The sequence below is a fragment of the Caballeronia sp. S22 genome (genome assembly GCF_964261745.1).
GTDB lineage: Bacteria > Pseudomonadota > Gammaproteobacteria > Burkholderiales > Burkholderiaceae > Caballeronia > Caballeronia jiangsuensis.
Map to the genome: position 1 here is coordinate 1,180,086 of NZ_OZ180036.1, position 25,918 is coordinate 1,206,003.

Sequence of the window (25,918 nt, forward strand, 5' to 3'; positions counted from 1 at the left end):
TTCATTGAAAAGCAAAGCGCTGACTGGGAGAGTCCTTTGCGCTCGTTTAGGCAAGCGCGTCTGACCGCGACTCGGTCGATAAGCGCCGTACCCCGGGACTCAGCGAGAAAACATTTATGGGTTGAATCAAAAGCCAATTCATCAAGTTTCATCCGGTTCTCAACGCAAAAACCGGTCGATCACCCCCGCAAGTTTCCCGAACGCCGGCCCGATCTCCTCATCCGGCACGCACGCATAACCAATCAGCAATCCCGATTCCGCATCCGGCCGACGCGCGTAGTACCCCGACAGCGGCCGCACAACAATATCCTCCGCGAGCGCCGCAGCAGCAACCGCGCGATCATCGACATCCTGAGGCAGCTTCAATACGAGATGCAGCCCCGCATCGCCGCCGGCGATCGCCAGCGCGTTACCGTAGCGCCCGGCAATCGTCGCGAGCATCACATCGCGGCGCTGGCCGTAGAGCGCGCGCATCCGTCGAATATGCGAAGTGAAATGGCCCTGTTCGATGAACTCCGCGAGCACCGCCTGCTGCAATAGCTGTCCTTCGCGATAAAGCTCGGCGCTCGCCGTCGCGAAACTGTCCGCGAGCGCTTCCGGCACGACGACATAGCCGATGCGCAGCCCCGGAAACAGCGTCTTGCCAAAGCTCCCGACATAGATCACCTGCCCCGCCGGGTCCATGCCCTGCAGCGACGCGAGCGGCCGGCTGCCGTAGCGGAACTCGCTGTCGTAATCGTCCTCGATGATCCAGCAGCGGTGCTGGCGCGCGTATTCGAGCAGCATGCGGCGGCGCGCGAGGCTCATCACCATGCCGAGCGGATACTGGTGCGACGGCGTGACGAGCATCAGCCTCGGCGGCGACGCGAGGTCGTCGGGCGTCGGCGCGATGCCCTCGGCATCGACGGGAATCGCCTTCAGATCGAGCCCCGACACCTGCAACACGCTGCGCACGCCCCAATAGCACGGATCTTCGGTCCAGATCGTATCGCCCGAATCGGCGAGCAGGCGCGCGGCGAGGTCGATCGACTGATGAATGCCCGTCGTCACGACGATCTGCTCCGGCGTGCAGCGCACCGAGCGCGACGTGCGCAGATAGTGCGCGAGCGCGTGGCGCAAGCCCGTGTGACCGCCGCCGGGCGCGTAAGTGAGCAGATCGGGCAGCGGCTTGCGCCAGTATTTCGCGTGCAGCCGGTTCCACACGCGCGACGGAAAGCGCGACACGTCCGGCACGCCCGGCATGAACGCCCCGCCCTGGCGCTTCGACACGCCCGCGCCCGAAATCAGCCGCGCGCCGCGCGTGGAAAGCGTCGATTGCGTATCGGCGGGAACGATGGCCGCGGGCGGGGCATCGTCGAAGACGATTTCATCGGGCGCGCTGTCCGCGACGAACGTGCCGCGCCCCGTCGCCGACGAAACGTAGCCCTCGAGCGCGAGCTGCTCGTAGACCTGCGTCACGGTATTGCGCCCGACGCCCAGTTCGGTCGCGAGCAGCCTCGACGACGGCACTTTCGCGCCCGCGGCGAGCTCGCGCGTCAAGATCGCCTGCTGCAGGAGCCGATGCAGTTGCCGGTAGATCGGCTGGCCGTTCGAGCGATCGATGCGCTGCGCCAGCCAGTCGGAAAGCACGCTCGCGCGGGTGGACATCAGATTGGCTCCTATAGATTTATTGAAATGGCTCTGAACTTAAGGGCCAAATCTTACTATAGTCGTCTTTAAATTCAGTCGGCCGATGCGGCCACCACGACATGCGCCCTCGCGCGAAGGAGATTTCCCTGTGAGCACCAACCTCAAGAACGCCGACCTGCACGCCCGCAAGAATGCCGCGACCCCGCGCGGCGTGGGCGTGATGTGCGATTTCTACGCGGCGCGCGCCGAGAATGCGGAACTGTGGGATGTCGAGGGCCGTCGTTTCATCGATTTCGCGGCGGGCATCGCGGTGTGCAACACGGGGCATCGTCATCCGAAGATCGTCGAGGCGATCCGCGCGCAGCTCGACTGCTTCACGCACACCGCGTATCAGATCGTGCCGTACGAGTCGTATGTGTCGCTCGCCGAGAAGATCAGCGCCCGCGCGCCGGGTTCGCACGCGAAGAAGACGGCGTTTTTCACGACCGGCGCGGAAGCCGTCGAGAACGCGGTGAAGATCGCGCGCGCGGCGACGGGCCGTCCCGGCGTGATCGCCTTCACGGGCGGCTTCCACGGCCGCACGCTGATGGGCATGGCGCTCACCGGCAAGGTCGCGCCGTACAAGATCGGCTTCGGGCCGTTCCCGTCGGACGTCTATCACGCGCCGTTCCCGAATGCGCTGCATGGCGTGTCGGTCGCGGATTCGCTGCGCGCGATCGAGCATCTGTTCAAGGCGGATATCGAGGCGACGCGCGTCGCCGCGATCATCTTCGAGCCGGTGCAGGGCGAAGGCGGTTTCAATGCGGCGCCGGCGGATTTCGTGCGCGGCCTGCGCAAGATCTGCGACGAGCACGGCATTCTGCTCATCGCCGATGAAGTGCAGACCGGCTTCGCGCGTACCGGCAAGCTCTTCGCGATGGAGCATCATGGCGTCGTGCCGGATCTGATGACGATCGCGAAGTCGCTCGCGGGCGGCATGCCGCTGTCGGGCGTCGTCGGGCGCGCGGAGATCATGGATGCGGCCGCGCCCGGCGGGCTCGGCGGCACGTATGCGGGCAATCCGCTCGCGGTGGCGGCGGCGCACGCGGTGCTCGATATCATCGACGATGAAAAGCTCTGCGAGCGCGCGACCGTGCTCGGCGACAAGCTCAAAGCGAAGCTCGAAGCGATCAAGGCCGATGTGCCGCAAATCGCCGATGTGCGCGGGCCCGGCGCGATGATCGCCGTCGAGTTCTGCAAGCCCGGTTCGCATGATGCGGATGCGGCTTTCGCCAAACTCGTGCAGACGCGCGCGCTGGAGCGCGGGTTGTTGCTGCTTGTTTGCGGGGTTTATTCGAACGTTGTTCGGTTCCTGTTTCCGCTCACCATTCAGGAAGAGGTTTTCGATGAGGCTATCGGGATTCTTGAAGAGGTGCTAACGGAGACTGTCGGCGCTGCGGTCTAAGGTTTGGTTTTTTATGCGCGAGGCGCGGGTTCTTCCGGTGCCTCGCGGTGTATATTTTTTCGTTTGTTTGTTGCTTCGGATTTTGTGGAATCCTGATTTCGCGGTGGTCTATTGGCACTGCCCCTCCCCGGGGCGGGGGTCACTTTCTTTGCTGCTGCAAAGAAAGTAACCAAAGAAAGCAGCTTCTCATCGCCCGCAGTCACACGCAGTTTGGCCACGCTTGCCAGCCGCAAATGGCACTCGCCTAAGTGTCGCCCTCGAAGGCCCAGTCGGGCTTGGCTCGCGCACGGTCTGCCGCCCGAGAGGTTTCAGCGCGCTGGTTCAGCACGAAATAGCTTCGGCACAGCGCTACGCGCTGCCGTTGGGTTTGCGAGGGAAACCGTCGAGAAGAAGCGCACGCAAACCCGATTGACCCATCGGCCGCGTAGCGGGCCGGAGCTATTTGGTGCTGAACCAATGACGCGAGCGGCGCGAGGTGTCAGACCGTGCGCGAGCCAAGCCCGGTATATCCTTCGAGGGCGACACTTAGGCGAGTGCCGCCTGCGGCTGGCAAGCATAGCCAACGTGCGTGTGACCGCGGGCGATGAGAAGCTGCTTTCTTTGGTTACTTTCTTTGCAGCAGCAAAGAAAGTGACTGCCGCCCCGCACAGGGGCAACACAAATAGACCGACGCGAATCCGGGATCCGGCAACAACAACGAAGCCCAAAAAGGAACAGCAAAGACATGAGCCTGAAAGACCAACTGAAAGACCCGACGCTGCTGCGTCACACCGCCTACATCGACGGTGAATGGCAACAATCCGACAACGGCGAAACCTTCGAAGTCACGAACCCCGCCAACGGCGCATCCCTCGGCGCAGTACCAAAGATGGGCACGAACGAAACGCGCCGCGCCATCGATGCTGCCAACGCCGCGTGGCCCGCATGGCGCAAGAAGACCGCAAAAGAACGCGCCGTCATCCTGCGCCGCTGGTTCGACCTGATGATGGCGAACGCCGACGATCTCGCGCTCATCCTCACGACCGAGCAAGGCAAGCCGCTCGCCGAGGCAAAAGGCGAAATCACGTACGCTGCCTCGTTCATCGAATGGTTCGCGGAGGAAGGCAAGCGCGTCGCCGGCGATACGCTCGCGACGCCCGCCGCCGACAAACGCATCGTCGTGACGAAGGAACCGATCGGCGTTTGCGCCGCCATCACGCCGTGGAACTTCCCGGCCGCAATGATCACCCGCAAGGTCGGCCCGGCGCTCGCGGCCGGTTGTCCGATCGTCGTGAAGCCCGCCGAAGCGACGCCCTTCTCCGCCTTCGCGATGGCCGTGCTCGCCGAGCGCGCAGGCCTGCCGAAGGGCGTGCTCAACATCCTCACCGGCGATCCGAAGGCGATCGGCGGTGAAATGACCAGCAACCCGATCGTGCGCAAGCTCTCGTTCACCGGCTCGACCGGCGTGGGCCGCTTGCTGATGGCGCAAAGCGCGCCGACGGTCAAGAAAGTGACGCTGGAACTCGGCGGCAACGCACCGTTCATCGTGTTCGACGACGCCGATCTCGACGCCGCCGTGGAAGGCGCGATTGCATCGAAATATCGCAACAGCGGGCAGACCTGCGTGTGTACGAACCGCTTCTACGTGCACGAGCGCGTCTACGATGCCTTCGCGCAAAAGCTGGCGGCGGCGGTCGGCGGCCTCAAGGTCGGGCTCGGCACTGAGAGCGGCGTGGCGCTCGGTCCGCTCATCAACGAAGCGGCCGTGCAGAAAGTGGAGTCGCATATCGACGATGCGCTCGCGAAAGGCGCCGCGCTCGCCACGGGCGGCAAGCGTCACGCGCTCGGTCACGGTTTCTTCGAGCCGACCGTGCTGACCGGCGTCACGACCGACATGAAAGTCGCGAAAGAGGAAACCTTCGGCCCGCTCGCGCCGATCTTCAAATTCTCGTCCGACGATGAAGTAGTGCGCCTCGCCAACGACACCGAGTTCGGTCTCGCGGCGTACTTCTACAGCCGCGATATCGGCCGCATCTGGCACGTGGCCGAAGCACTCGAATACGGCATGGTAGGCATCAACACCGGCCTGATCTCGAACGAAGTGGCGCCGTTCGGCGGCGTCAAGCAGTCGGGACTCGGGCGCGAAGGCTCCCACTACGGCATCGACGATTACGTCGTCATCAAGTACCTCTGCATGGCGGTTTGACCGCGCGTCGCGCCTGTGAAATCCGGAAAGCCTCGGCACTCGTGTGCCGGGGCTTTTTTGTTTGCGGTCCGCCGAAAGACCGAATCGTCAAAGGCATGCGCGGCGTCGAACCGTTAGAATCGGCTCCATATCCCGCACGGGCGTGCAGCGCCCGTCTTCCCGCCGCTTCTTCGATCCCTCCAGGAGCGCTATGCGACGCTCGGCATTCTTTCTCCGCTTCATCGGCATCGGCGTTCTGTTTCATATCTATGTCGGCGTGCGGCTCATCCCGGACGCGCCCGTCGGTCTGCCGCTCAAGGTGCTGGCGGCGATCCTGCTCGCGGTTTCGGTCATCGTCATTCCGCTCGGCATGGCGGCGCGGCAGATCGAGCCGCAGTCGCTCGCGGATCGCCTCGCATGGCTCGGGCTGACCGCGCTGGGCCTCTTCTCGTCGCTGCTTTTATTGACCTTTGCCCGCGACGTGATTCTGTTCTTCGTGCATCTCGTCGACTGGCTGCGCGGCGTGCCCGTCGGCTCGCCGGTGTTCGTCGCCTATAGCGCGCTCGTCGTGCCGCTCCTGGCCGTGCTCTTCTCGGCGATCGGCTTTTACAATGCGCGGCGGCGCGCGCCGGTCGTGAGTGTGGACGTGCCCATCGACAATCTGCCGGCCGCGCTCGACGGTTTCACGATCGCGCAGATCAGCGACATCCACGTCGGACCGACGATCAAGCGTCACTATGTGGAACGCATCGTCGCGGCTGTGAACGGACTCGAACCGGATCTGATCGCCGTGACGGGCGATGTCGTCGACGGCACCGTGCCGAATCTCGCCGATCACACGCGCCCGCTCGCGGGCCTAAGCGCGCGGCACGGGACGTTTCTCGTGACCGGGAATCACGAGTACTACTCGGGCGCGGACAAGTGGATTGCGGAATTCCGGCGTCTGGGTCTGACGGTGCTGCTCAATCAGCATGTCGTGCTGAATCACGACGGCGCGCAGGCCGTGGTCGCGGGCGTCACGGATTACGGCGCGGGCAGTTTCGATCCCGCGCATCGCAGCGATCCCGCGAAGGCGATCAGCGGCGCACCTGACGATGCAACTGTGCGCGTGCTGCTCGCACACCAGCCGCGCAGTGCCACGGCGGCGGCCGAAGCGGGTTTTACGCTACAGCTTTCGGGACACACGCATGGGGGGCAGTTCTTGCCGTGGAATTTCTTTGTGCGATTGCAGCAGCCGTTTGTTTCCGGACTTGTGAAGTTCAACGGGCTATGGGTTTATACGAGTCGGGGTACGGGGTATTGGGGGCCGCCGAAGCGGCTGGGGGCGCCGTCGGAGATTACGCTCGTGCGGCTGGTGGCGGGGACTGCTGCATAACAGCGGCGGGATAAAAAAGCTTCTTCGCGGATTTTCGGGAACGGCGCTTGTTGACCGTTGCGGCCGGTCAACCAAAAGTTTCCTGCACTCCTCAGCAGCCTAGCCATTCGGACTAATCTTGCCACGGATGACCCTTTGTTCCTGAGTTATGGCAGCCTCCTTGCTGTTCGCGCCGCGCATTGCCGCCATGAGCTACGCCCTCCGCGGCACTGCGGCACTGCGCGCCAGCATGAGAAGCCACCATTGTCAGATTTAGTCTAGTTCACTGCTATCGCATCGACCGGTTGAATCCGCCGCCGATGTGCGGCTTCGACCTCTTCACTGGACGAATGCAGCATCCCGAACCACACCATCGTTGTCATACATCAATGCTAGGCTCACTTCACCGTCGCCGTGCGTGAGCTGCCGTGTGCTTTGATCCAGTTCCTGCATGAGCCCGACAAAGTTCGATGTCTGAAGTTTTGCCTCCACCACCCATTCATTTACGAGACGATGAATTTCCGTCCTGCGATAGTCCAGTAGCTCGTCGCTCGTAAAGCGAGACTTCCGAAGTAGCGCATCGGCCTTCCCAACGGCTTCGCTGCGAAATATATCGACCAGTTTGATCCACTCCTCGACTTGAGGGCGCATACGCGTATATTTGCGTCCTGCAGGATCAAGGTAAGTAACAATCATGTTCGTCACTGCGACCAGTTGCAATAGAAGGCCATAACGCACAAGCAGCGGCTGAATTTTCTGCACCAGATCCAGAAGTTCCTTGTGCGTGTTCCCTGTGCCGAACGTATCCTTGTCCGTAAGCCCTCTGATCCGCCGCGTCAAATCAGCGAGGTCGCCCTGAACTTTGTCTCGCCACTCAAATCCCATGTGATTGATGCTTTCAATCTTATGAGACTTTTCGCTCGATATTTCGATGGGTCGCCGCAGACCCTTCATGTGTTGTGCGATTTCGCTTAAATAGGCAATGGTGCCAGAAATGCTGGTTCGATCCGTGGTTTCAAGCCTGTCGATAAGCTCCGATATGCCGCTCTTGATTTTTCCAAGGCTGCGCTCGATATCCGCAAGATGGGCCTGCGCTACCGCGATACTGACGAGCTGGAATGCCCCTACGGCCAGTTGACGGGCCGAGCCCGCCTGCACAACCCGTCCTTTCCCCGCCACCTGCCCGGTCTTATTGACGGCGTCAGCTAGAACCTCTCCGGACGTTGTCCGCATGAGCGTATAGGTTCCGTCTTTCAGGCCTTGCGCAATTTCAGGCTTGAAGACCAGTCGTATGGTCTTGCCTGGGATGCTGACTCCCGCTTCCAGAAAATCGGACGCAAGCTGGCCCAGTCTGTTGACTTCGTCGCTCGACGAATCGAGACGTCGTGCGGTAAATGGTATGCCCGACATTTGCTGTACGTCCATCACGGTGGCGCCCTCTGAATCAACGAGTTCGACGTTGTGAAAAACCTCGTGCATCTGCTGCACAGAGATTGGATCAGCTTCAAATGGCGCGGGCTCGACAGGAGCAGCTGCAATGGTGGAAGACTTACTACGTTGAGTAGCTCGCGTCTGTCCAGCCTTGTAAGCAAGAAAAACAGCGGCGAGGGCGATCAGCACGATCGCGACGATTACAGTGATCACAGCGACATCCCCGAAGACTTAATGTGTATCCGTTCTTTTATGATCGTTCTGGATCACACGATACTCACGTTTTGATTAAATTTACAGCTTGCCAAAAGATTCTATTCGTCCGCCAGGGGACCTTTGTCACCTCCATCTCGGCGAACGTCCGATATGGCCGAAAAGCTGTCGTCTCTCCTCGCGCGTTTAATATCCCGTTCAGGCTAGTTTCCGACCCGCGAACATCCAACACTGCTTAGCGGCAACGATCTCCCGTCGACCAATTTAAAAAAAACTATCCAAAATCGCTCACCTCAAAACTCTGCAAAGCCCCCAAAAAAAACGCGCGGCACAACCGCACCGCGCGTCCACCGCTCAGGGAAGAGCGTCGCGCCCGAACACGGGGATGAACGGACGCTCTCGAACTGGCAGGCGGGGTTCCGCCAGCAAGTGCCTACAAAATAAGAGAACACCGACCTAATAACCACAAGACTTCTCCTAATCGCCGCAATATCACGGACTGCGAACGTTCAGCTCGTCTTCGCCGACATCGCCGCTGGCGTCGTCGCATAGACGCTCTTGTGCGGGGCCGTGCCTTCCCTCGGCCAGTCGGAGCGTTCATCGAAAAACCATTCCGCGCGCTCGCGTCCCTTACGGATCAGCGCATGAATCAGCGCGAGATTGCGATCGAGCTTCGATGCATAGTCGAGCGGCCCCGGATAATCCCTGGCGTCGAGATGCATCTGCACGACGCGAACCGTGATCGGCTTATAGCGCTTCCCCAGCGATTTGTCGGCCTTCAGCAGTTCGTTCACGCGCGTCGTGAAGTAAAGCTCCTGCCCCAGCGCGAGATTGCCGGACAGTTCGTTGCGCCGGTCGATGATCTCGTTCGTCGATTCAGGCAACTCGCGACGATATTGCGGGTTGATCTGCACGACCCAGATCTCGTCGGGGCGCATGTCGAGCGCGAAATCGGTGAACTCGCGCACCGGCGGATTGCTGCTGAAAAGGCCGTCCCAGCACATGCGTCCGTCGGCCTCGACCGCGCGATACAACGGCGGCACCGCGGCGGATGCAACGAGTTGATCCTGGTCGAGCTTGTCGCCGGGAAAGATCACGCGATCGCCCGTGCGCACGTCGGTCGCGCCGACGAGAAGCGTGGGCTGCGCGCGTCGCTTCGGGTCCGCCGGCAGCGACGCAAACGGCAGGTGCTTGTCGAGCAGTTCGCGCAGGCGCTCTTCCGCAACCGGCGGATAGAGATACGGGCTGATTTCCGCGTTGACGGGCAGCCGCGCGTACCAGGTCCCGACCGCATTCGCGACGATATCCGGCCCGTCGCGCGCCTCCAGATCCTTCCAGAAACCGGCGAGGCGGCGCCTCGCGTCTGGAGGCCCGCCGAGCAAGAGGCCCGCCCACACGAGCGCGCTGCACATCGCGCCGCCCGACGTGCCGGACAGCGCGACGAGTTCGAACTTGTTGAGAAACTCGCCGCTCAGCAATCGGTCGAGCACGCCCGCGGCGAACGCCGCATGGCTGCCGCCGCCCTGACACGCGATCGCTACTTTCGGAATGGCCGCCATCACCGCACCCCTCTCGCGTCCGTCGACATCGGACGTACGCTACAGGATAGGCGACGCGCGCCGCTATGCCAGCGCCGCCAGCACCTGCTGCGTCGAACGAATGCGGCCGATGCGCGGAAAGATATAGCGGCAGGTCGATTCGTGCGTGTCCGCGTGCAAATCGCTCATCGCGTCCTCGACGAATATCTGCTGATAACCCCGCTCGTGCGCGCCGCGCGCGGTCGAATCCACGCCGATGGCCGTCGCGATGCCGCCCAGCACGATCGTATCGATGCCGCGCCGGCGCAGATGCGAGTCGAGATCGGTGTTGTAGAACGCGCCCCACTGCCGCTTGGTGACGACGATATCGGACGGCTGCACGTCCAGTTCCGCGCTGAGCTCGCTCCAGCCCGCCGGCTCCGGCGCTTCCTGCGCCTGTCCCGCGTCGGTGAGCGGACGCAGGCCGCCCGGCCCGTTCGGAAACGCCACCTTGACCAGCACGACCGGCGCGCCGAGCACGCGAAAGCGATCGGCGAGCGCACGCGCGTTGGCGAGCACGCTCGCCGCGTCGTGAGGTTGCACGGGCAAGGCGGCGATGCCCGCCTGCAGATCGATCAGCACGAGCGCGGTTGTCGCGGGATCGAGCTTGAGTTCGGAAGCGTTCATTTGGAAAGTCGCGAGTAAGGTGGATGAGTGCGCGATCTCAGGCTTCTTGTTGCAGGAATTCGAGCGCCGCGCCGTTCATGCAGTAGCGCAGGCCCGTGGGCTTCGGTCCGTCGTCGAAGACATGGCCGAGATGTCCGCCGCAACGCCGGCAATGCACCTCGTTGCGCATGTGGCCCGTCGCGTCCGCGTGGGTCGCGACGGCGCCATCGACCGGCTTCCAGAAACTCGGCCAGCCGGTGCCGCTGTCGAACTTCGTCGCCGACGAGAACAGTGCGAGCCCGCATCCCGCGCACGCATACGTGCCCTCGCGACGCTCTTTGAGCAGCGGGCTCGCGAACGGCGGCTCGGTGCCGCCGCGCCGGAGCACTCGGAATTGCTCGGACGAGAGACGGCGGCGCCAGTCCGCGCTGCTGTGATCGATCTCGTACGACCGGGCGGGCGCGGAAGAGCCCGTACCGCCGGCGAAGGCGGCGGCCATCACACCGAGAAAATTGCGCTTCGTGCGTCTCATGATTTTCATCCAATGACCGCTCTCATGCTTTCGTCCGCCAGCAGGCGCCGCGCTACGATTTGAGCCGGTATCCCGTCCTGAAGATCCACGCGACGATCGCGATGAATACCGCAAGGAACACCAGCGTCATGCCGAAGCTCACGCCGACTTGGACATCGGCGAGACCGTAAAAGCTCCAGCGAAAGCCGCTGATCAGATAGACGACCGGATTGAAGAGCGCCACGGCCTTCCAGAACGGCGGCAGGATATTGATCGAATAAAAGCTGCCGCCGAGAAACGTGAGCGGCGTCACGATCAGGAGCGGAATGATCTGCAACTTCTCGAAGCCATCCGCCCAGATGCCGATGATGAACCCGAGCAGGCTGAACGTCACGGACGTGAGCAGCAAAAATACGATCATCCAGACAGGATGATCGATTCTGAGCGGCACGAATAATCGTGCGGTAAGAAGAATGATCAGTCCGAGGATGACGGATTTGGTCGCGGCCGCGCCCACGTAGCTCAGGACGAGTTCGAAGTGCGACACCGGCGCGGACAGCAGTTCGTAGATCGTGCCCGTGAACTTCGGAAAATAGATGCCGAAGGACGCGTTGGCGATGCTTTGCGTGAGCAGCGACAGCATCACGAGTCCCGGCACGATGAACGCGCCGTAGCTGATGCCGTCGACTTCCGGAATGCGCGAGCCGATGGCCGCCCCGAACACGACGAAGTAAAGCGATGTCGAAATCACGGGCGACACGATGCTCTGCATCAGCGTACGCCCGGCGCGCGCCATCTCGAAACGGTAGATCGCGCGAATGGCGTATAGATTCATTTGGTTTCCCTGACGAGACTCACGAAGATGTCTTCGAGCGAGCTTTGCGTCGTTTGCAGATCCTTGAAACGCACGCCGGCTTCGTCGACGTGGCGCAACAGCGCGATGATGCGCCCCGGCTCGTCGTGCGCGTCATACGTGTAGGTGAGCTCGCCGCCGTCCGCGGAGCGCGCGAGGCCGTAAGGCTCGAGCGGCGCGGGTATTTGCGCGAGCGGCTGTTCGAGCTGCAGCGTGAGCTTCTTCTGCCCGAGCTTGCGCATGAGCTCGCGCTTCTCCTCGACCAGCACGATCTCGCCGCGATTGATCACGCCGATGCGGTCCGCCATCTCCTCCGCTTCCTCGATGTAATGCGTCGTGAGGATGATGGTCACGCCGTTGTTCTGCAGTCCGCGCACGAGGTCCCACATGTCGCGCCGCAGTTCCACATCGACGCCGGCCGTGGGCTCGTCGAGAAAGAGAATCTCGGGCTCGTGCGCGAGCGCCTTCGCGATCAGCACGCGCCGCTTCATGCCGCCCGAGAGCGTCATGATCTTGTTGTCCTTCTTCGCCCATAGCGAGAGCGATTTCAGCACCTTCTCGACATGCGCCGGATTCTTCGGCCGGCCGAAGAGGCCCCGGCTGAACGATACGGTCGCCCAGACGGTCTCGAACGCGTCGGTGGTGAGTTCCTGCGGCACGAGGCCGATCATCGCGCGGGCGGCGCGATAGTCCGTGACGATATCGTGGCCGGCGACGGTGACCTTGCCCTCGCTCGGATTGACGATGCCGCAGATGGTGCTGATGAGCGTCGTCTTGCCCGCCCCGTTCGGGCCGAGCAGCGCAAAAATTTCGCCGCGACGGATCTCCAGATTCACGTCCCGGAGCGCGCGGAAGCCCGACCCGTAGGTCTTGGACAGATTGGAAACGGTGATGATGGTTGGCATGGCGTGGACGATAGCAGATACCGCGCGATCCGGCTTAACCGAAAGGGGTCGTCCGTTCGGCCGATGTTCGCCCGGCCCGGCGCTGCCTACAATGCACTGCTGAGTAACAGGAGCCGACTAACGGGAGCCGACATCATGCTGTTCGAACAGATTCAGACCACATGTCTCAACGACGCGGACCTGCCGTGGGTGCCATTCACGCCGTACAGCGCGCGCGTGCTCATCAAGTATTTCAAGCTGGATCCGATTCGCGGCGAGGTCATCGCGCTCATGAAGGCGCCGGCGAAAGGCCAGATGCCACGGCATCGGCATACGGGAACCGTCATCGTCTATACGGTCGAGGGGCGCTGGAAGTATCGCGAGCACGACTGGATCGCGGGGCCGGGAAGCATCGTGTACGAGACGGCGGGGTCGAGCCACACGCCGGAAGCGCTTGCCGCGGATTCGGGCGGCGCGGACATCGTCACGCTCAACATCATTCAGGGCGAACTGCTCTTCGTGAACGACGACGGACAGGTCCTCGCCGCTGAAAACTGGAAGAGCGGCTGGGACCGTTACGCTGCCTTCTGTCATGCAAACGGCATCGCCCCGAAAGATTTGACGGCTTTCGGGTAACGCCGCGGTCGCGGCCACTGGTTAGAATCGATGTCTGGACGCGCCTCGCGCGCTTTCGACCCTTTCCAGTTTGCCGGCCGCTCTCGGCCGGCGCAGATCGAGGAGAAGCAAAAGCATGAAGATTCAGACCGTCGGCATCGTCGGTGCGGGAACCATGGGCAACGGCATCGCGCAGGTCGCGGCCGTCGCGGGCTTCAAGGTCGTGCTGATCGACGTCACCGACGCGGCACTCGCGAAGGGCGTCGCCGCGCTCACGGGCAGCCTCGAGCGGCTCGTGTCGAAAGACAAGCTGGAAGCCTCCGCGCGCGACGCGGCGTTGCAGCGCATCGAAACCTCCACCGATTACGCGCGCCTCTCCGAAGCCGATATCGTGATCGAAGCCGCGACGGAGAACGTCGAGCTCAAGAACCGCATCCTGAAGCAGATCGAAGGGGCGGCCCGCGCCGATGCGATCATCGCGTCGAACACGTCGTCGATCTCGATCACCTCGCTCGCCGCGACGCTCGCCACCCCCGAGCGCTTTATCGGCATGCACTTCTTCAATCCGGTGCCGCTGCTGCAACTCGTCGAAGTGATTCGCGGCGTGCAGACGAGCGATGAAACCGCCGCCGCCGTGCGCGAACTCACCGAGAAGCTCGACAAATCGCCAATCGGCGTGCGCAACTCGCCGGGCTTCGTCGTCAACCGCATTCTCGTGCCGATGATCAACGAAGCGTTCTTCGTGCTCTATGAAGGCGTTGCGAGCGCGGAGGAAATCGACGCGGGCATGAAGCTCGGCGCGAATCATCCGATCGGCCCGCTCGCGCTCGCGGACCTGATCGGCCTGGACGTGTGCCTCTCGGTGATGGACGTGTTCCTCAAGGACTTCGGCGATTCGAAATACCGCGCGTGTCCGCTGTTGCGCGAACTCGTGTCGGCGGGGCGTCTCGGGCGCAAGACGAAGCGCGGCGTCTATCGATACGACTAGGCCGCGTCGAAATCGAGCACCGGTCCGGCGGGCACGATGCCCGTCGGATTGATCGTCCGATGGCTCTCGTAGTAATGCCGCTTGATGTGCTCGAAGTTCACCGTCGCCGCGACGCCCGGCATCCGGTAAATCTCGCGCGCGTACTTCGAGAGATGCGGATAATCCACGATGCGCCGCAGATTGCACTTGAAGTGGCCGACATACACCGCGTCGAAGCGCACGAGCGTCGTGAATAGGCGAATGTCCGCTTCGGTGAAACGCTCGCCCGTCAGATAGCGGCGCGTGCCCAGGCGCTCTTCGAGAAAATCGAGCGTGTCGAAGAGCGGCGTCACCGCTTCCTCGTACGCGGCCTGCGTCGTCGCGAAGCCCGCCTTGTAGACGCCGTTATTGACCGTGTCGTAGATGCGCGCGTTGAGCGCGTCGATCTCTTCCCGCAGCTCGCGCGGATAGTAATCGCCCGGTTTCGCGCCGATGCCATCGAACGCGGAATTCAGCATCCGGATGATCTCCGACGACTCGTTGTTGACGATCGTCCCGCGCACCTTGTCCCACAGGATCGGCACGGTCACGCGACCGCTGTAACGCGGATCGGCTGCCGTGTAGACCTGATGCAGATAGCGCGCGCCGTTGATTCTGTCGGGCACGACGCCCGGAGCGTCGTCGAAAGTCCAGCCGTTTTCCAGCATCAGCCAGTTCACGACCGATACGTCGATCATCGCTTCCAGCCCCTTCAGCGCGCGCACGATGAGCGTGCGATGCGCCCACGGGCACGCGAGGCTCACATACAGGTGATAGCGCCCGGCTTCGGCCTTGAAGCCGCCCTCGCCGCTCGGCCCCGGCGCGCCATCGGCCGTCACCCAGTTGCGAAACGCAGCGTCCTTGCGCACGAAGCGCCCGCCCGTGGACGCCGTTTCGTACCATTTGTCCTGCCATGTTCCGTCGACGAGAAGTCCCATTTCCATTCTCCTTGAATGCCGCGGCGCAAGACACGCGCCACGGCCTCGATGCATATCAGTTGGACGAAGGCGCGTCGATGAAGCGCACGAGTTGCGTCATCGTCGCGTCCGGCGCTTCTTCCATCAGCCAGTGGCCCGCGCCCGGCACGACCACGCCCTGCACGTTCGTCGCGACGAGCTTCGCCTGATCGATCAGGAACGTGCCCGACGCGCGTTCGCCGGTCAGCACGAGCATCGGCATCGCGAGCGGCGTCTTGGCGAAGGCGGCGAAATCGTTCGCGTCCTGCGGGAACGCGTGGAAATACTCGAAGCCCGCGCGCATGCGGCCGTTGCGCGCGTATTGGGCCGAATAGTAACGGCGATCGGCCTCGCTCACCGAATGCGCGGCATCGGCGGCGAAGTCGTTCCAGAAGTGCTCGAAGAAGACGCGCTCGCGGCCGCGCACGAGTTTCTCCGGCGTGTCGCCGTAGAAGTTGAAGTGCCATTTGTCGCGCAGGAGCCAGACTTTCTGCCAGTCGCCGACGCCGGGCAGGAACGCGTCCATCAGCACGATGCTGTCCACTTCGTCGGGATATTGCGCCGCGTAGGCATACGCGACCATCAGGCCGATGTCGTGCCCGACGAGCTTCACCTTGCGATAGCCGAGCTTTTGGACCATCGCGTGGATATCTTGCGCGAGCGTTTTCTTGTCGTAGCCGGACGACGGCATCGCCGAGCCGCCCGCGCCCGGCAGATCGGGCGCGATCACGACGCGTTCGCCCGCGAGACGCGTCATCAGCGGCTGCCACATGCGGCTCGTTTCCGTATAGCCGTGCAGCAGCACGACGGGCGTCGCGTCGCCCTGTCCGGCTTGCAGATAGTGAATGTCGACACCGTTCGCATCGATCGTGCGGGACTGGATCGCGCTCGCGGCGACGGCGGGCTGGGGTGCGCGCGGCGTGTTCGCGGCATGCGCGGCCGGTTGCAGGGCGGCGGCGGCCAGAAGCACGCTGGCGGCGCGGCGCATCGTGTGAAGGAAGGCGTTCATCGTTCAGCTCCATCGAAGGTTGGGTTTATCCCGATGACGCTCATGTTGATCCGCCACGCCACTTTTGCCGTACGATCCGGACGATGAACTCGTTCGATGGAGTCGAACATGTTGTCAGAGGAAGAACTCTCGCTGCTCGACGCGATCCGCGAAACCGGCAGCCTCTCGCGCGCGGCGGCGCGCCTCGGCAAGGCGCCGTCGACGGTGTCGCATGCCGCGCGCCAACTGGAAACGCGCTTCGACGCGCTGCTCTTCGACCGGCGCCGCTATCGTCTGCAACTGACGCCCGCCGGCCATCTTCTCGCCGACGAGGCATCGCGCCTGATGCTCGACGTGTCGCGTCTCGCGCAGCGCGTGAAGCAGATCGCGAGCGGCTGGGAAGACCGGCTGTGGATCGTCTGCGACGAGATCCTCGAATTCGAGACGCTGCTGCCGGTCGTGCAGGCATTCGATGCGCTCGATTCCGGCGTCGCGCTGCGCATCACCCACGAAGTGCTGAGCGGCACCTGGGAAGCGTTGCGCGACGGCCGCGCGGATCTGATCGTCGGCGCGACCAACGAGCCGCCGGCGATTCCCGGCCTGCGCTGGTTCGAGCTCGGCGTGATGCAATGGGTGTTCGCGGTGTCGCCGCGTCATCCGCTCGCGACGATGAACGGGGCGCTCAAGCGCGATCAGATCGTGGCGCATCGGGCGGTCGTCGTCGCGGATTCGTCGCGCTCGGCGGGGCGCGCGTACGGCGTGCTCGGCGGACAGGCCGCGTTCGCCGTGCCGACGATGCGCGCAAAAATCCTCGCGCAGCGGCAAGGGCTCGGCACGGGCTGGGTGCCGCGGCATCGCGTGCAATCGCTGCTTGCGCGCGGCGAACTCGTCGAGAAGGAAACCGCCGATCCGCGCGAGCCGAACGTGCTGTACGTCGCATGGCGCGGCGATCACGAAGGCCGCGCGCTGCAATGGTGGACCGAGCAATTGCGGCAGCCGCGCCTTGCCGAGCGTCTGGTCGCCGGCATCGACGCGTTCGCGTAAGACCCGGTTACAAATTCGCCGCCGCACCCGCGACGGAAATCGCTCCGTCGCGCCGTTCAAGTTCTCGTCGCAACCTGAAACGACGGGACACGTCATGAAAAAAACACCTTCGCCGCTGCGCGCGGCGCTTTCGGCCGCCGTGCTCGCGCCGGTCGTCGCGGTTTCGTTTGCAGCCCTGCACAGCACGCCTGCCGATGCGCAGGCCATCATCGTCGCGCCCGCCGCGCCGCCCGCGCCGCGCGTCGAACCGCCGCCGCCGCCGCGCGCGGGTTATGCATGGGATCCGGGTCACTGGCGCTGGGCGCATGGCGGCTACGTCTGGGCGCCGGGTCACTGGCGGCCGGTGCGCACGGGGTATCGCTGGATACCGGGGCACTGGGTGCAGCGCGGGCCGAACTGGCGCTGGGTCGAAGGGCATTGGGCATGAGCCGCACCACGTTCGCATCGAGGTAGCCCATCATGATGAAAGCATTGATCGCAGCGGGGCTCGTCGCCGTGATGCTCGCCGGATGCGTCGTGTATCCGGCGCACCCTGTCTACTATCGCGGGCCGGTCGTCGTTTACTGAGCATGCGTAACAACGCGATAACCCGCCCAGCGTCCGGGCAATCCGACACCCGACAACACATTGAAAGAAGAAGATCCGGACACCGCGCTCATTGCCCGCGTCGGCAATCGGGAACCGGGAGCCATCCGCGAGATCGTCGCGAGGAAGCTCCCGCGCATCGTCGCGCTCGCGGCCCGCATGCTCGGCGACCGTGACGAGGCCGACGACGTGGCCCAGGAAGCGTTCCTGCGCATCTGGCATATCGCGCCGAAGTGGCGGCGCGGCGAGGCGCGCTTCGATACGTGGCTGCATCGCGTGACGCTCAATCTGTGTTACGACCGCCTGCGCCGTCATCGCGAGACAACCGTATCGGACGATCTGCCCGAACAGGCCGATGTCGCGCCGCTGCCCGACGAGCGGATCGAGGTCGCGAACGCGAACGAGCGCATCGCGACGGCGCTCGCGAAGCTGCCCGCACGCCAGCGCGAGGCGCTCGTGCTGCAGTACTACCAGGAATTGCCGAACGCGGATGCGGCGGCGCTGATGGGCGTGAGCGTCGATGCGCTGGAAAGTCTGCTCGCCCGCGCGCGCCGCAATCTCAGGGCCGCGCTCGCGGATCTCGCACAGTCAGGCGGCGACGCCCCGAAGGAACATCGATGACACCCGAACGATTCCGCCACATCACCGAGGCTTACGGCGCGTCGCCGGAACGCTGGCCCGCCCAGGAACGCGACGCGGCGCTCGCGCTCGTGAACGCCGGAGACGCCGAAGCGCTCGCCGCGCTCGCCGAAGCCCGCGCGCTCGACGGCATGCTCGACGCTCACGCCGTCGCGGCGCCCGGTCCGGAGTTCGCGCGGCGCATCGTCGATTCGGCGCCCACGCGACCCGCGCGCGCCTTCTGGCGTCGTCCGCGCATCTGGTTCTCGGGCGTGGGCTTCGTCGGCGCGGGCGCGGCGGGCGTCGCGGCGGGCGCGCTGCTGGTTTCGCTGCTGGCGCCCGCGCCGGGCGAACCCGCGCACGGCGGATGGTTCGAGCAATCCTATTCGGGCACGGCCTTCGGCGGCGCCCCTTCCGACTGGAGCGATCAATGAGCCTGCGCACGCTGAAGACGCTCGCGGCGGTATCGCTCGTGCTGAACGTGTTTCTGCTCGGATCGATCGCGGGCGGCGCTTATTGGCTGTCCGGGCCGCTCGCGCAGAAACGCACGGAGGCAGCGCAGCAACGCGGCATCCGTTTCGCCGCCGCCGATCTGTCGCCCGGGCGCCAGAAGGAACTGCGCGACGCCCTGCGCAAGACGCGCCGCGAAAGCCTGCCGCTGATTCGCGATGCCCGCGACGGACGCATCGATCTCGCGCATGTCCTCGCCGCGCCGGACTTCGATCGCCGGGCGCTCGACGATGCACTCTCGCGCACGCGCGAAGCCGACGTCGCGTTGCGCGCGCGCATCGAAGGCACGGTCGCGGATTTCGCATCGACACTCACGCCCGACGAACGGCTGAAGCTCGTCGGCGCGATGGAGCGCTACGGTCCGCTGCGCGCCGTTCCGCCCGACGAGCGTCCGCAGCAATGACAAAAAGCGACGGGTTTTCCGCGCACACACGTTTAACCGGCATCGAGCACTTCGGAGCACGTCATGGCCAACGCGCCGCAACTTTCGCCAGCCGCCATCGCGGTGAATCGCTTCGGGCTCGGCGCGCGTCCGGGCGAGCCGCTGCCCGCCGATCCGCGCGGCTGGCTCATCGAACAGGCCGATCCGCGCGCAAGTGCGTATCAGGCGATGCCGCCCGCGCTGAACGGCGAGCCGTCGAGCGCCGCGCTTGCCGCGCAGTTCGCCGATCGCCAGCGCGCGCTGCGTGATGCGAGCGACGCCGACAAGCCCGCCGTGCGCAAGCAATACGGCGAGCAGATCCGCGACATCTACCGCAACGCCGTCGATGCGCGCGTGACGAGCGCGCTCACGACGAACGCGCCGTTCATCGAACGTCTCGTGCACTTCTGGGCGAACCACTTCGCCGTGTCGATCGAAAAGCCGCCCGTCGCGATGCTCGCCGGATCGTTCGAGAACGAGGCGATCCGTCCGCACGTGCTCGGGCGCTTCGAGGACATGCTGGTCGCGGCCGAGCGGCATCCGGCGATGCAGATTTTTCTGGATCAGGCGCGCTCGGTCGGCCCGGACAGTCCCGCCGCCGCGCGCGCCGCGATGCGCAATCCCGACAACAAGCGCGGCCTCAACGAAAACTTGGCGCGCGAGATCATGGAGCTTCATACGCTCGGCGTGCGCAGCGGCTACACGCAAGCCGACGTGACCGAGTTCGCGCGCGCGCTAACCGGCTGGAGCCTCGGCGGGATGACGGCGAACGCCGCGAAGAATCCCAACGATCCGACGCCGCCCGGCGCGTTCGTGTTTCGCCCGCGTCTGCACGAGCCGGGCATGCGCACCGTGATGGGCAAGCAGTACGCGCAGACGGACGAAGCGCAGCCGCTCGCCGTGCTGCACGATCTCGCGAATTCGCCCGCGACCGCGCGTCACGTCGCGGAAAAGCTCGCGCGCCACTTCGTCGCGGATACGCCGCCGCCCGCGCTCGTCGACAGGCTCGCGCGCGTCTTCAGCGATACGGGCGGCGATCTGCCGTCGGTGTATCGCGCGCTGGCCGATGCGCCCGAAGCATGGCCAAGCGCGCCCGCCAAGTTCAAGACGCCGTGGGACTGGACGGTGTCGTCGCTGCGCGGGCTCGGGCGCATCGACCTGCAAGGCGTGCGCGCCGCGCCGCTTCTGACGCAGCTCGGCCAGCAGGTCTGGCGTCCCGGCTCGCCCGCCGGTTACGACGATATCGCCGCGAGCTGGGCCGCGCCCGATGCGCTGGTGCGCCGCGTCGAGCTCGCGCAGCGTTTCGCGGCGCGCGCGGGCGACCGGCTCGACGCCCGCACGCTCGGTCCGCAACTGCTTCCCGGCGCGCTGTCCGATGCGACCGCGAGCGCCGTGTCGCGCGCCGAAAGCGCGCCGACCGCGCTCGCGCTCCTGCTCGTGTCGCCCGATTTTCTGAGGAGATGAAGCCATGCTGACGCGTCGCCAATTCCTGTGGTGCGCAAGCGCGAGCGCCGGCGCGATGCTCGTCGCGCCGCAACTCGTATTCGCATCCGCCGAGACCGACCGGCGCTTCGTCTTCGTGATCCAGCGCGGCGCGGCGGACGGCCTGAACATCGTCGTGCCTTATGGCGATCCCGCTTACGCGACGCTGCGCGGGCCGCTCGCGATCGACGCATCGAGCGCGACGAAACTCGACGGCACTTTCGCGCTGCATCCGTCGATGAAGCAGATCGCGCAGATGTATCGCGACAGGCAGGCGCTCTTCGTGCACGCGGTGGCATCGCCGTATCGCGAGCGCTCGCACTTCGACGGCCAGAACGTGCTCGAAACGGGCGGCAACGCGCCGTATCGGCTGAAGGACGGCTGGATGAACCGGCTTCTGTCGATGCTGCCCGCGCCGCGCGCCGATGCCGTCGCGTTTGCGCCGACCGTGCCGCTCGCGCTGCGCGGACGCGCCGAGGTGACGTCCTATGCGCCGTCGTCGTTGCCGCAGGCGCCGGACGATCTGCTCACGCGCGTCTCGCAACTCTATGCGGGCGATGCGCAGCTTCATCCGCTCTGGGACGCCGCGATGCAGGCGCGCGGCCTCGCCGCCGACGCGGGCGCGCGTCAGGACCCGGCGAGCCTCGGCAAGCTCGCGGCGAGCTTTCTCGGCAAGCCCGACGGCCCGCGCATCGCGATGATCGAAACCGGCGGCTGGGACACACACAGCGCGCAGAACCCGCGCCTCGCCGCGCAACTGAAGGCGCTCGACACGATGCTCGCTGCCCTGCGCGATGGGCTCGGCGAACACTGGGCGAACACGACGGTGCTCGTCGCGACCGAATTCGGCCGCACGGCGGCGGCGAACGGCACGGGCGGCACGGATCACGGAACGGCGTCGGCGGCGATGATCGTCGGCGGCGCGGTGACGGGCGGGCGCGTGCTCGCGGACTGGCCGGGGCTCGCGAATGCGTCGCTGTATCAGGCGCGCGATTTGAAGCCGACGATCGGGCTCGATGCGGTCATCGCGAGCGCGGCGGGGGAGAGTTTCGGCATCGATCCGCAGCGCGTCGGTGCGACGCTGTTTCCGGATTCTGGCGGTCAGGCATTCGGGGGACGTATTTTGATCGGTTGAGGGGGGTTTTCGCCGGATCCCGTTGGCGTGTCGGTCTATTAGCACTGCCCCTCCCCGGGGCGGGGGTCACTTTCTTTGCTGCTGCAAAGAAAGTAACCAAAGAAAGCAGCTTCTCATCGCCCGCGGTCACACGCACGTTAGCCATGCTTGCCAGCCGCCAATGGCACTCGCCTAAGTGTCGCCCTCGAAGGACTTACCGGGCTTGGCTCGCGCACGGTCTGCCGCCCGAGACGTTTCAGCGCGCTGGTTCAGCACCAAACAGCTTCGGCACAGCGCTACGCGCTGCCGTTGGGTATGTGAGGGAAACCGTCGAGAAGAAGCGCGCGCGGACCCGATTAACCGGTCGGCCGCGTAGCGGGCTGGAGCTATTTGGTGCTGAACCAGTTCGTTGTGTGGTGCGATGCGTCGGACCGTGCGCGGTCCAAGCCCCGCGAGACCTTCGAGGGCACTCGCTACTGCCGGGCCATTAGGCCAATCGCCTGTGCCGCGGCCGGTGTGAAGTGCTTAGGCTGGGGATAGCTGCTTTCTTTGGTTACTTTCTTTGCAGCAGCAAAGAAAGTGACTGCCGCCCCGCACAGGGGCAGTGCTAATAAACCAACACGAACACGGGATCCGGCAACAAACCCGAATGCGCCTTCAACCCTTCGACAACAAAGCCGCGACATGCGCCGAATGAGTCTGCTCGGCGATATCCCTCGCGGTCATGCCACGATCGTCCCGCAAATCGCGTTTCGCGCCGCGCGCGAGCAGCATCGACGCCGTCTCTTCCTGATCATAGCCCGCCGCCCACATCAGCGCCGTGAGGTGATTACGATAAGCCGCGTTCACATCGACGCCCGCATCGAGCAAACGCTGCACGATAGCGGTGTGCCCGCGCCCAGCCGCATATTCAATCGCGGTCTTGCCGACGCGATCGGTCGCGGCCGCATCCGCATGATGCGCGATGAGCAGTGCCGCGATTTCGTCGTTGCCGTCGAAGGCCGCGGCCATCAACGGCGTGATGCCCTGCACGTCCGCCTGGCTCACGTTCGCGCCTCGCTCGATCAGCATGCGCGCCATCGGCGTCAGGCCTTTCTTGCACGCGCTGATGAGCGGCGTGTCGCCGATGCGGTTGCGTGAATCGATCGCCGCGCCTTCGTCGATGAGACGCGCGACTGCCGCCTGATCACCGTCGCGGGTCGCGGAAAGCAGGCGTTCGTTGAGCGTGTAGGCGTCCTGCTGCGCGTAAGCCAACGTGCATGTCATCGACAGAATGAGTGCCAGCAAGCGAAGGGGGTTTGTCATCGTTATAAAGACCTTCGTAAAGCGTCATTGCAGATTCGCGATGTAGTTCGCCAGGTTCTCGATATCCGCGTCCGTGAGATTCTTCGACACGCTCGTCATGTTGCCCGCGTCGTTGGTGCGCTTCCTGTCGCGGAAGTCCTGCAACTGTTTCACGATGTACGGATACTGCTGCCCCGCGACGCGCGGAATTTCGTTTTGCCCCGAAAAGCCGCCGAGGTGACACATCGTGCAGAGAATCTCTTCGGACTTCTTCCTGCCCGCCTCGACCTTCACCGGGTCCGCCTTGAAGTCGGTGGCGATCGGCTTTTGCGCGGCGAAGTAATCGGCGAGATCGTGCATGTCGTCGGTTGTGAGGTTCGCGGCCATCGGCGACATGCGCGGATCACTGCGTCGGCCCGCCTTGAAGTCGCGCAGTTGCAGATAGAGATAGCGCGATGTCTGCCCCGCGAGCGACGGATAATCGCCCGTCGTCGAGTTGCCGCCGAGCCCGTGACACGAGGTACAGACGGCGGCCTTCGCGGCAGCCGTCTGCGCATTCGCGCGGGACAGGGAAGGCAGCGACAGCAGCACGCACGCGACGATCCACAGCGCGTAGACGAGCCAGACCCGCACACGTTTCGCGCGCGTCATCATCAAGGCAGCGCGAACACGAGCAGACTGTTGCCGCGCTTGAAGTCGAGCTGCGTGTTGCCGCCCGCCGCGACCGCGATGTATTGCTTGCCGTTCACCATATACGACACCGCCGGCGCATTGACGCCCGCGCCGCACTGGAACTCCCAGAGCTTGCGGCCGGTGGCGGCGTCGAAGGCGCGGAAGAGCCCGTTGCCTTCGCCGTTGAACACGAGGCCGCCCGCGGTCGCGAGCACGCCGCCGATCAACGGCTGATCGGTCTTGTAACCCCACGCGATCTTGCCGGTATCGACATTCACCGCGACGAGCCTGCCCCATTGCTGCTCGGACGGAATCGTCTTGAACGCGCCGCCGAGCCACAGCTTGCCGCCGGGATACGCTGCTTCCTCGACCTGATACGTCATCGGCTGATGCAGGTTCGCCGCATAAGCCATCCGCGTCTTCGGGCTGAACGCCATCGGCGACCATTCGACGCCGCCGTTCGCGCCGGGCAGCATGCGCGCGCCGGTCGGCGTCGGCAGGGTCCACACGCCCTCCTGCGGAATCATCGCCTCCGAAATGCGGATGAGCTTGCCGTCGCGGCGATCGTGCACGTAGACGAAGCCGGTCTTGCCGCCGTGAAGTATCCCCGGAACCATCTGCCCGTTCTTGTCCTTCACGTCGACGAGGATCGGCGGGCTCACCGCGTCGAGATCCCACACGTCGTGCGCGATGTACTGGAAGTGCCACTTGTACTTGCCGGTATCGAGATCGACGGCGACGAGCGAATCCGTATAGAGATTGTCGCCGGGGCGAATCGCGCCATACAGGTCCGGCGACGGATTGCCGACCACGAAGTACACCGTGCGCGTCTTGCGATCGATCGCGGGCGCCATCCACACGCCGCCGCCGAGCGTCTTGTTGAAGTCGCCGCCCTTCTCCGCGAGCGTCTTCTTCTCGGCCGCGATATCGCGCTTCATGTTGCGGCCGACCGCGTCGTTCTCCGCCCACACGCCTTCGCTGCCCGTGTCGGGAATCGTGTAGAAGGTCCACAGCAACTGGCCCGAGTTCGCATCGAACGCCTTCACGAAGCCGCGTATGCCGTACTCGCCGCCGTTCGTGCCGATCAGCACCTTGTCGTCGACGACCACCGGCGCCATCGTCTCCGAATAGCCCTCTTCCGGATCGGCGATCTGCGTCGACCACAGCACGTTGCCGGTCTTCGCGTCGAGCGCGACGAGCTTCGCATCGAGCGTGCCCATGAAGAGCCGGTCGCCCGAGATCGCCACGCCGCGATTGTTCGGGCCGCAGCAGAAGGTCGTGACCGGACCCATCTTGTGCTTGTAATGCCAGAACTCCTTGCCCGTCACCGCGTCGATCGCATAGACGTGGTTGTACGACGTGGTGAGGAACATCACGCCGTTCGAAACGATCGGCGCGGTTTCCATCGACTCCATCACCGCCGTCTGGAAAATGAACGCGGGCTTGAGCTTCGCCACATTCGACGTATTGATCTGCGTCGCGGGCGCATAGCGCGTTTCGGCATACGATCCGTTCGAATGCAGCCAGGACGCGCTGTCGCCCGCGGCGCCGTCGAGCTGTTGCTGCGAGATGGGTCGCAGCGAACTCGGAACCGGTGCGGCTTGCGTCGTGTTGGTGTTCTGGATTTCGTCGGCGCCCGAGGCTTCGTGCGATGTCACGATTCCGAAAGCACCGAAGGCAACAATGAGCGGAACGAGCGAGGTACGGGAAAAACCGGCCATGTCAGTCTCCCAAATAGTTTTTGTGTCGTCCTCGTGGTGCGCGGCGGAGCATCACTTGCCCTCTTCTGCGCCCGCAAAAAAGAATAGGCAATTTAAAAAGGCATTTCCAGATTTCGTGCAAAGACTGCGTTCGACGCGTCACGCATCGGACGAAGGGTATTTCAGGGGCAGGCGCGTCGCGATTTTTAGTAGTATGGATTGGCGTGCCGTTGTGTTGCGCCCCTTACGCCGGGAAC

24 protein-coding genes are annotated in these 25,918 nt (G+C 64.3%); 12 read left to right on the plus strand and 12 right to left on the minus strand.

The features are described 5' to 3' along the window. Nucleotides 1–159 precede the first annotated feature (159 nt). A complete protein-coding gene (locus ACEN42_RS20765; RefSeq protein ID WP_371881278.1) occupies nucleotides 160–1,647 on the minus strand; it encodes a PLP-dependent aminotransferase family protein in 1,488 nt (495 codons plus the stop codon). A gap of 85 nt (nucleotides 1,648–1,732) precedes the next feature. Here ACEN42_RS20765 and gabT point away from each other — a divergent pair, with 85 nt between their 5' ends. The 3 genes from gabT (at nucleotide 1,733) to ACEN42_RS20780 (ending at nucleotide 6,612) form a co-directional block, all read left to right on the plus strand. Then, nucleotides 1,733–3,073, plus strand: coding sequence for a 4-aminobutyrate--2-oxoglutarate transaminase (gene gabT, locus ACEN42_RS20770; RefSeq protein ID WP_371881279.1), 1,341 nt, complete (start codon nucleotides 1,733–1,735; stop codon nucleotides 3,071–3,073). Nucleotides 3,074–3,797: 724 nt separating this feature from the next. Next, nucleotides 3,798–5,258, plus strand: a complete 1,461-nt coding sequence (locus tag ACEN42_RS20775) for an NAD-dependent succinate-semialdehyde dehydrogenase (RefSeq protein WP_371881280.1) — start codon at nucleotides 3,798–3,800, stop codon at nucleotides 5,256–5,258. Nucleotides 5,259–5,448: 190 nt separating this feature from the next. Next, nucleotides 5,449–6,612, plus strand: a complete 1,164-nt coding sequence (locus ACEN42_RS20780) for a metallophosphoesterase (RefSeq protein ID WP_371881281.1) — start codon at nucleotides 5,449–5,451, stop codon at nucleotides 6,610–6,612. A 318-nt stretch (nucleotides 6,613–6,930) separates the two neighbouring features. Here ACEN42_RS20780 and ACEN42_RS20785 read toward each other — a convergent pair whose 3' ends face one another. The 6 genes from ACEN42_RS20785 to ACEN42_RS20810 all read right to left on the minus strand — a co-directional run bounded on the left by ACEN42_RS20785 (nucleotide 6,931) and on the right by ACEN42_RS20810 (nucleotide 12,687). Next, a complete protein-coding gene (locus tag ACEN42_RS20785; protein WP_371881282.1) occupies nucleotides 6,931–8,235 on the minus strand; it encodes a hypothetical protein in 1,305 nt (434 codons plus the stop codon). Between the two features lie 509 nt (nucleotides 8,236–8,744). Further along, complete coding sequence (locus ACEN42_RS20790; protein WP_371881283.1) at nucleotides 8,745–9,794, minus strand: patatin-like phospholipase family protein; 1,050 nt, start codon at nucleotides 9,792–9,794, stop codon at nucleotides 8,745–8,747. A 63-nt stretch (nucleotides 9,795–9,857) separates the two neighbouring features. Beyond that, nucleotides 9,858–10,439, minus strand: a complete 582-nt coding sequence (locus tag ACEN42_RS20795; RefSeq protein WP_187605178.1) for a hydrolase — start codon at nucleotides 10,437–10,439, stop codon at nucleotides 9,858–9,860. Between the two features lie 37 nt (nucleotides 10,440–10,476). Beyond that, entirely contained in the window at nucleotides 10,477–10,959 is a 483-nt protein-coding gene (gene msrB / locus ACEN42_RS20800; RefSeq protein ID WP_250484421.1) for a peptide-methionine (R)-S-oxide reductase MsrB, read from the minus strand. Between the two features lie 43 nt (nucleotides 10,960–11,002). Then, nucleotides 11,003–11,764 (minus strand): ABC transporter permease, encoded by a 762-nt coding sequence (locus ACEN42_RS20805; RefSeq protein ID WP_371881284.1) that lies wholly within the window; start codon nucleotides 11,762–11,764, stop codon nucleotides 11,003–11,005. Beyond that, the gene (locus ACEN42_RS20810) at nucleotides 11,761–12,687 is read right to left on the minus strand and encodes an ABC transporter ATP-binding protein (protein WP_029672400.1); all 927 of its coding nucleotides are present in this window, start codon (nucleotides 12,685–12,687) and stop codon (nucleotides 11,761–11,763) included. Before ACEN42_RS20810 ends, ACEN42_RS20805 begins: the two co-directional genes overlap by 4 nt. A gap of 135 nt (nucleotides 12,688–12,822) precedes the next feature. On the opposite strand from ACEN42_RS20810, the gene ACEN42_RS20815 reads away from it, so the two are divergent. Together ACEN42_RS20815 and ACEN42_RS20820 are read left to right on the plus strand one after the other, a co-directional pair. Next, a complete protein-coding gene (locus ACEN42_RS20815; protein ID WP_187605181.1) occupies nucleotides 12,823–13,302 on the plus strand; it encodes a 2,4'-dihydroxyacetophenone dioxygenase family protein in 480 nt (159 codons plus the stop codon). Nucleotides 13,303–13,417: 115 nt separating this feature from the next. Then, complete coding sequence (locus ACEN42_RS20820) at nucleotides 13,418–14,269, plus strand: 3-hydroxybutyryl-CoA dehydrogenase (protein ID WP_029672402.1); 852 nt, start codon at nucleotides 13,418–13,420, stop codon at nucleotides 14,267–14,269. Here ACEN42_RS20820 and ACEN42_RS20825 read toward each other — a convergent pair. Further along, nucleotides 14,266–15,225: a glutathione S-transferase family protein gene (locus ACEN42_RS20825; RefSeq protein WP_371881285.1), complete on the minus strand. Its 960-nt coding sequence runs from the start codon at nucleotides 15,223–15,225 to the stop codon at nucleotides 14,266–14,268. The genes ACEN42_RS20820 and ACEN42_RS20825 overlap by 4 nt on opposite strands. 55 nt (nucleotides 15,226–15,280) lie before the next feature. Continuing rightward, entirely contained in the window at nucleotides 15,281–16,252 is a 972-nt protein-coding gene (locus tag ACEN42_RS20830; protein WP_371881286.1) for an alpha/beta fold hydrolase, read from the minus strand. A gap of 108 nt (nucleotides 16,253–16,360) precedes the next feature. On the opposite strand from ACEN42_RS20830, the gene ACEN42_RS20835 reads away from it, so the two are divergent. The 7 genes from ACEN42_RS20835 (at nucleotide 16,361) to ACEN42_RS20865 (ending at nucleotide 22,026) form a co-directional block, all read left to right on the plus strand. Beyond that, nucleotides 16,361–17,275 carry a LysR family transcriptional regulator gene (locus ACEN42_RS20835; RefSeq protein WP_371881287.1) on the plus strand — a complete coding sequence of 305 codons (915 nt, stop codon included), beginning with the start codon at nucleotides 16,361–16,363 and terminating at the stop codon, nucleotides 17,273–17,275. Nucleotides 17,276–17,369: 94 nt separating this feature from the next. Further along, entirely contained in the window at nucleotides 17,370–17,702 is a 333-nt protein-coding gene (locus tag ACEN42_RS20840; RefSeq protein ID WP_371881288.1) for a hypothetical protein, read from the plus strand. A gap of 200 nt (nucleotides 17,703–17,902) precedes the next feature. Beyond that, a complete protein-coding gene (locus tag ACEN42_RS20845) occupies nucleotides 17,903–18,481 on the plus strand; it encodes an RNA polymerase sigma factor (protein WP_371881289.1) in 579 nt (192 codons plus the stop codon). Continuing rightward, a complete protein-coding gene (locus tag ACEN42_RS20850; protein ID WP_371881290.1) occupies nucleotides 18,478–18,912 on the plus strand; it encodes a hypothetical protein in 435 nt (144 codons plus the stop codon). The genes ACEN42_RS20845 and ACEN42_RS20850 overlap by 4 nt, the downstream gene beginning before the upstream one ends. Beyond that, complete coding sequence (locus tag ACEN42_RS20855; RefSeq protein ID WP_371881291.1) at nucleotides 18,909–19,391, plus strand: periplasmic heavy metal sensor; 483 nt, start codon at nucleotides 18,909–18,911, stop codon at nucleotides 19,389–19,391. Before ACEN42_RS20850 ends, ACEN42_RS20855 begins: the two co-directional genes overlap by 4 nt. Nucleotides 19,392–19,454: 63 nt before the next feature. Continuing rightward, entirely contained in the window at nucleotides 19,455–20,873 is a 1,419-nt protein-coding gene (locus ACEN42_RS20860; RefSeq protein WP_371881292.1) for a DUF1800 family protein, read from the plus strand. Nucleotides 20,874–20,877: 4 nt separating this feature from the next. Beyond that, nucleotides 20,878–22,026: a DUF1501 domain-containing protein gene (locus ACEN42_RS20865; protein WP_371881293.1), complete on the plus strand. Its 1,149-nt coding sequence runs from the start codon at nucleotides 20,878–20,880 to the stop codon at nucleotides 22,024–22,026. A gap of 636 nt (nucleotides 22,027–22,662) precedes the next feature. Here the strand turns inward: ACEN42_RS20865 and ACEN42_RS20870 are convergent. Genes ACEN42_RS20870 through ACEN42_RS20880 form a run of 3 tightly spaced genes read right to left on the minus strand, consistent with a single transcriptional unit; the run spans nucleotide 22,663 to nucleotide 25,682 of the window. Next, on the minus strand, nucleotides 22,663–23,310 hold the full coding sequence (locus tag ACEN42_RS20870; protein ID WP_371881294.1) for an ankyrin repeat domain-containing protein: 648 nt from the start codon (nucleotides 23,308–23,310) through the stop codon (nucleotides 22,663–22,665). A gap of 24 nt (nucleotides 23,311–23,334) precedes the next feature. After that, nucleotides 23,335–23,943, minus strand: coding sequence for a cytochrome c (locus ACEN42_RS20875; RefSeq protein ID WP_029672413.1), 609 nt, complete (start codon nucleotides 23,941–23,943; stop codon nucleotides 23,335–23,337). Then, entirely contained in the window at nucleotides 23,943–25,682 is a 1,740-nt protein-coding gene (locus ACEN42_RS20880; RefSeq protein ID WP_238292806.1) for a PQQ-binding-like beta-propeller repeat protein, read from the minus strand. Before ACEN42_RS20880 ends, ACEN42_RS20875 begins: the two co-directional genes overlap by 1 nt. Between the last annotated feature and the right edge of the window lie 236 nt (nucleotides 25,683–25,918).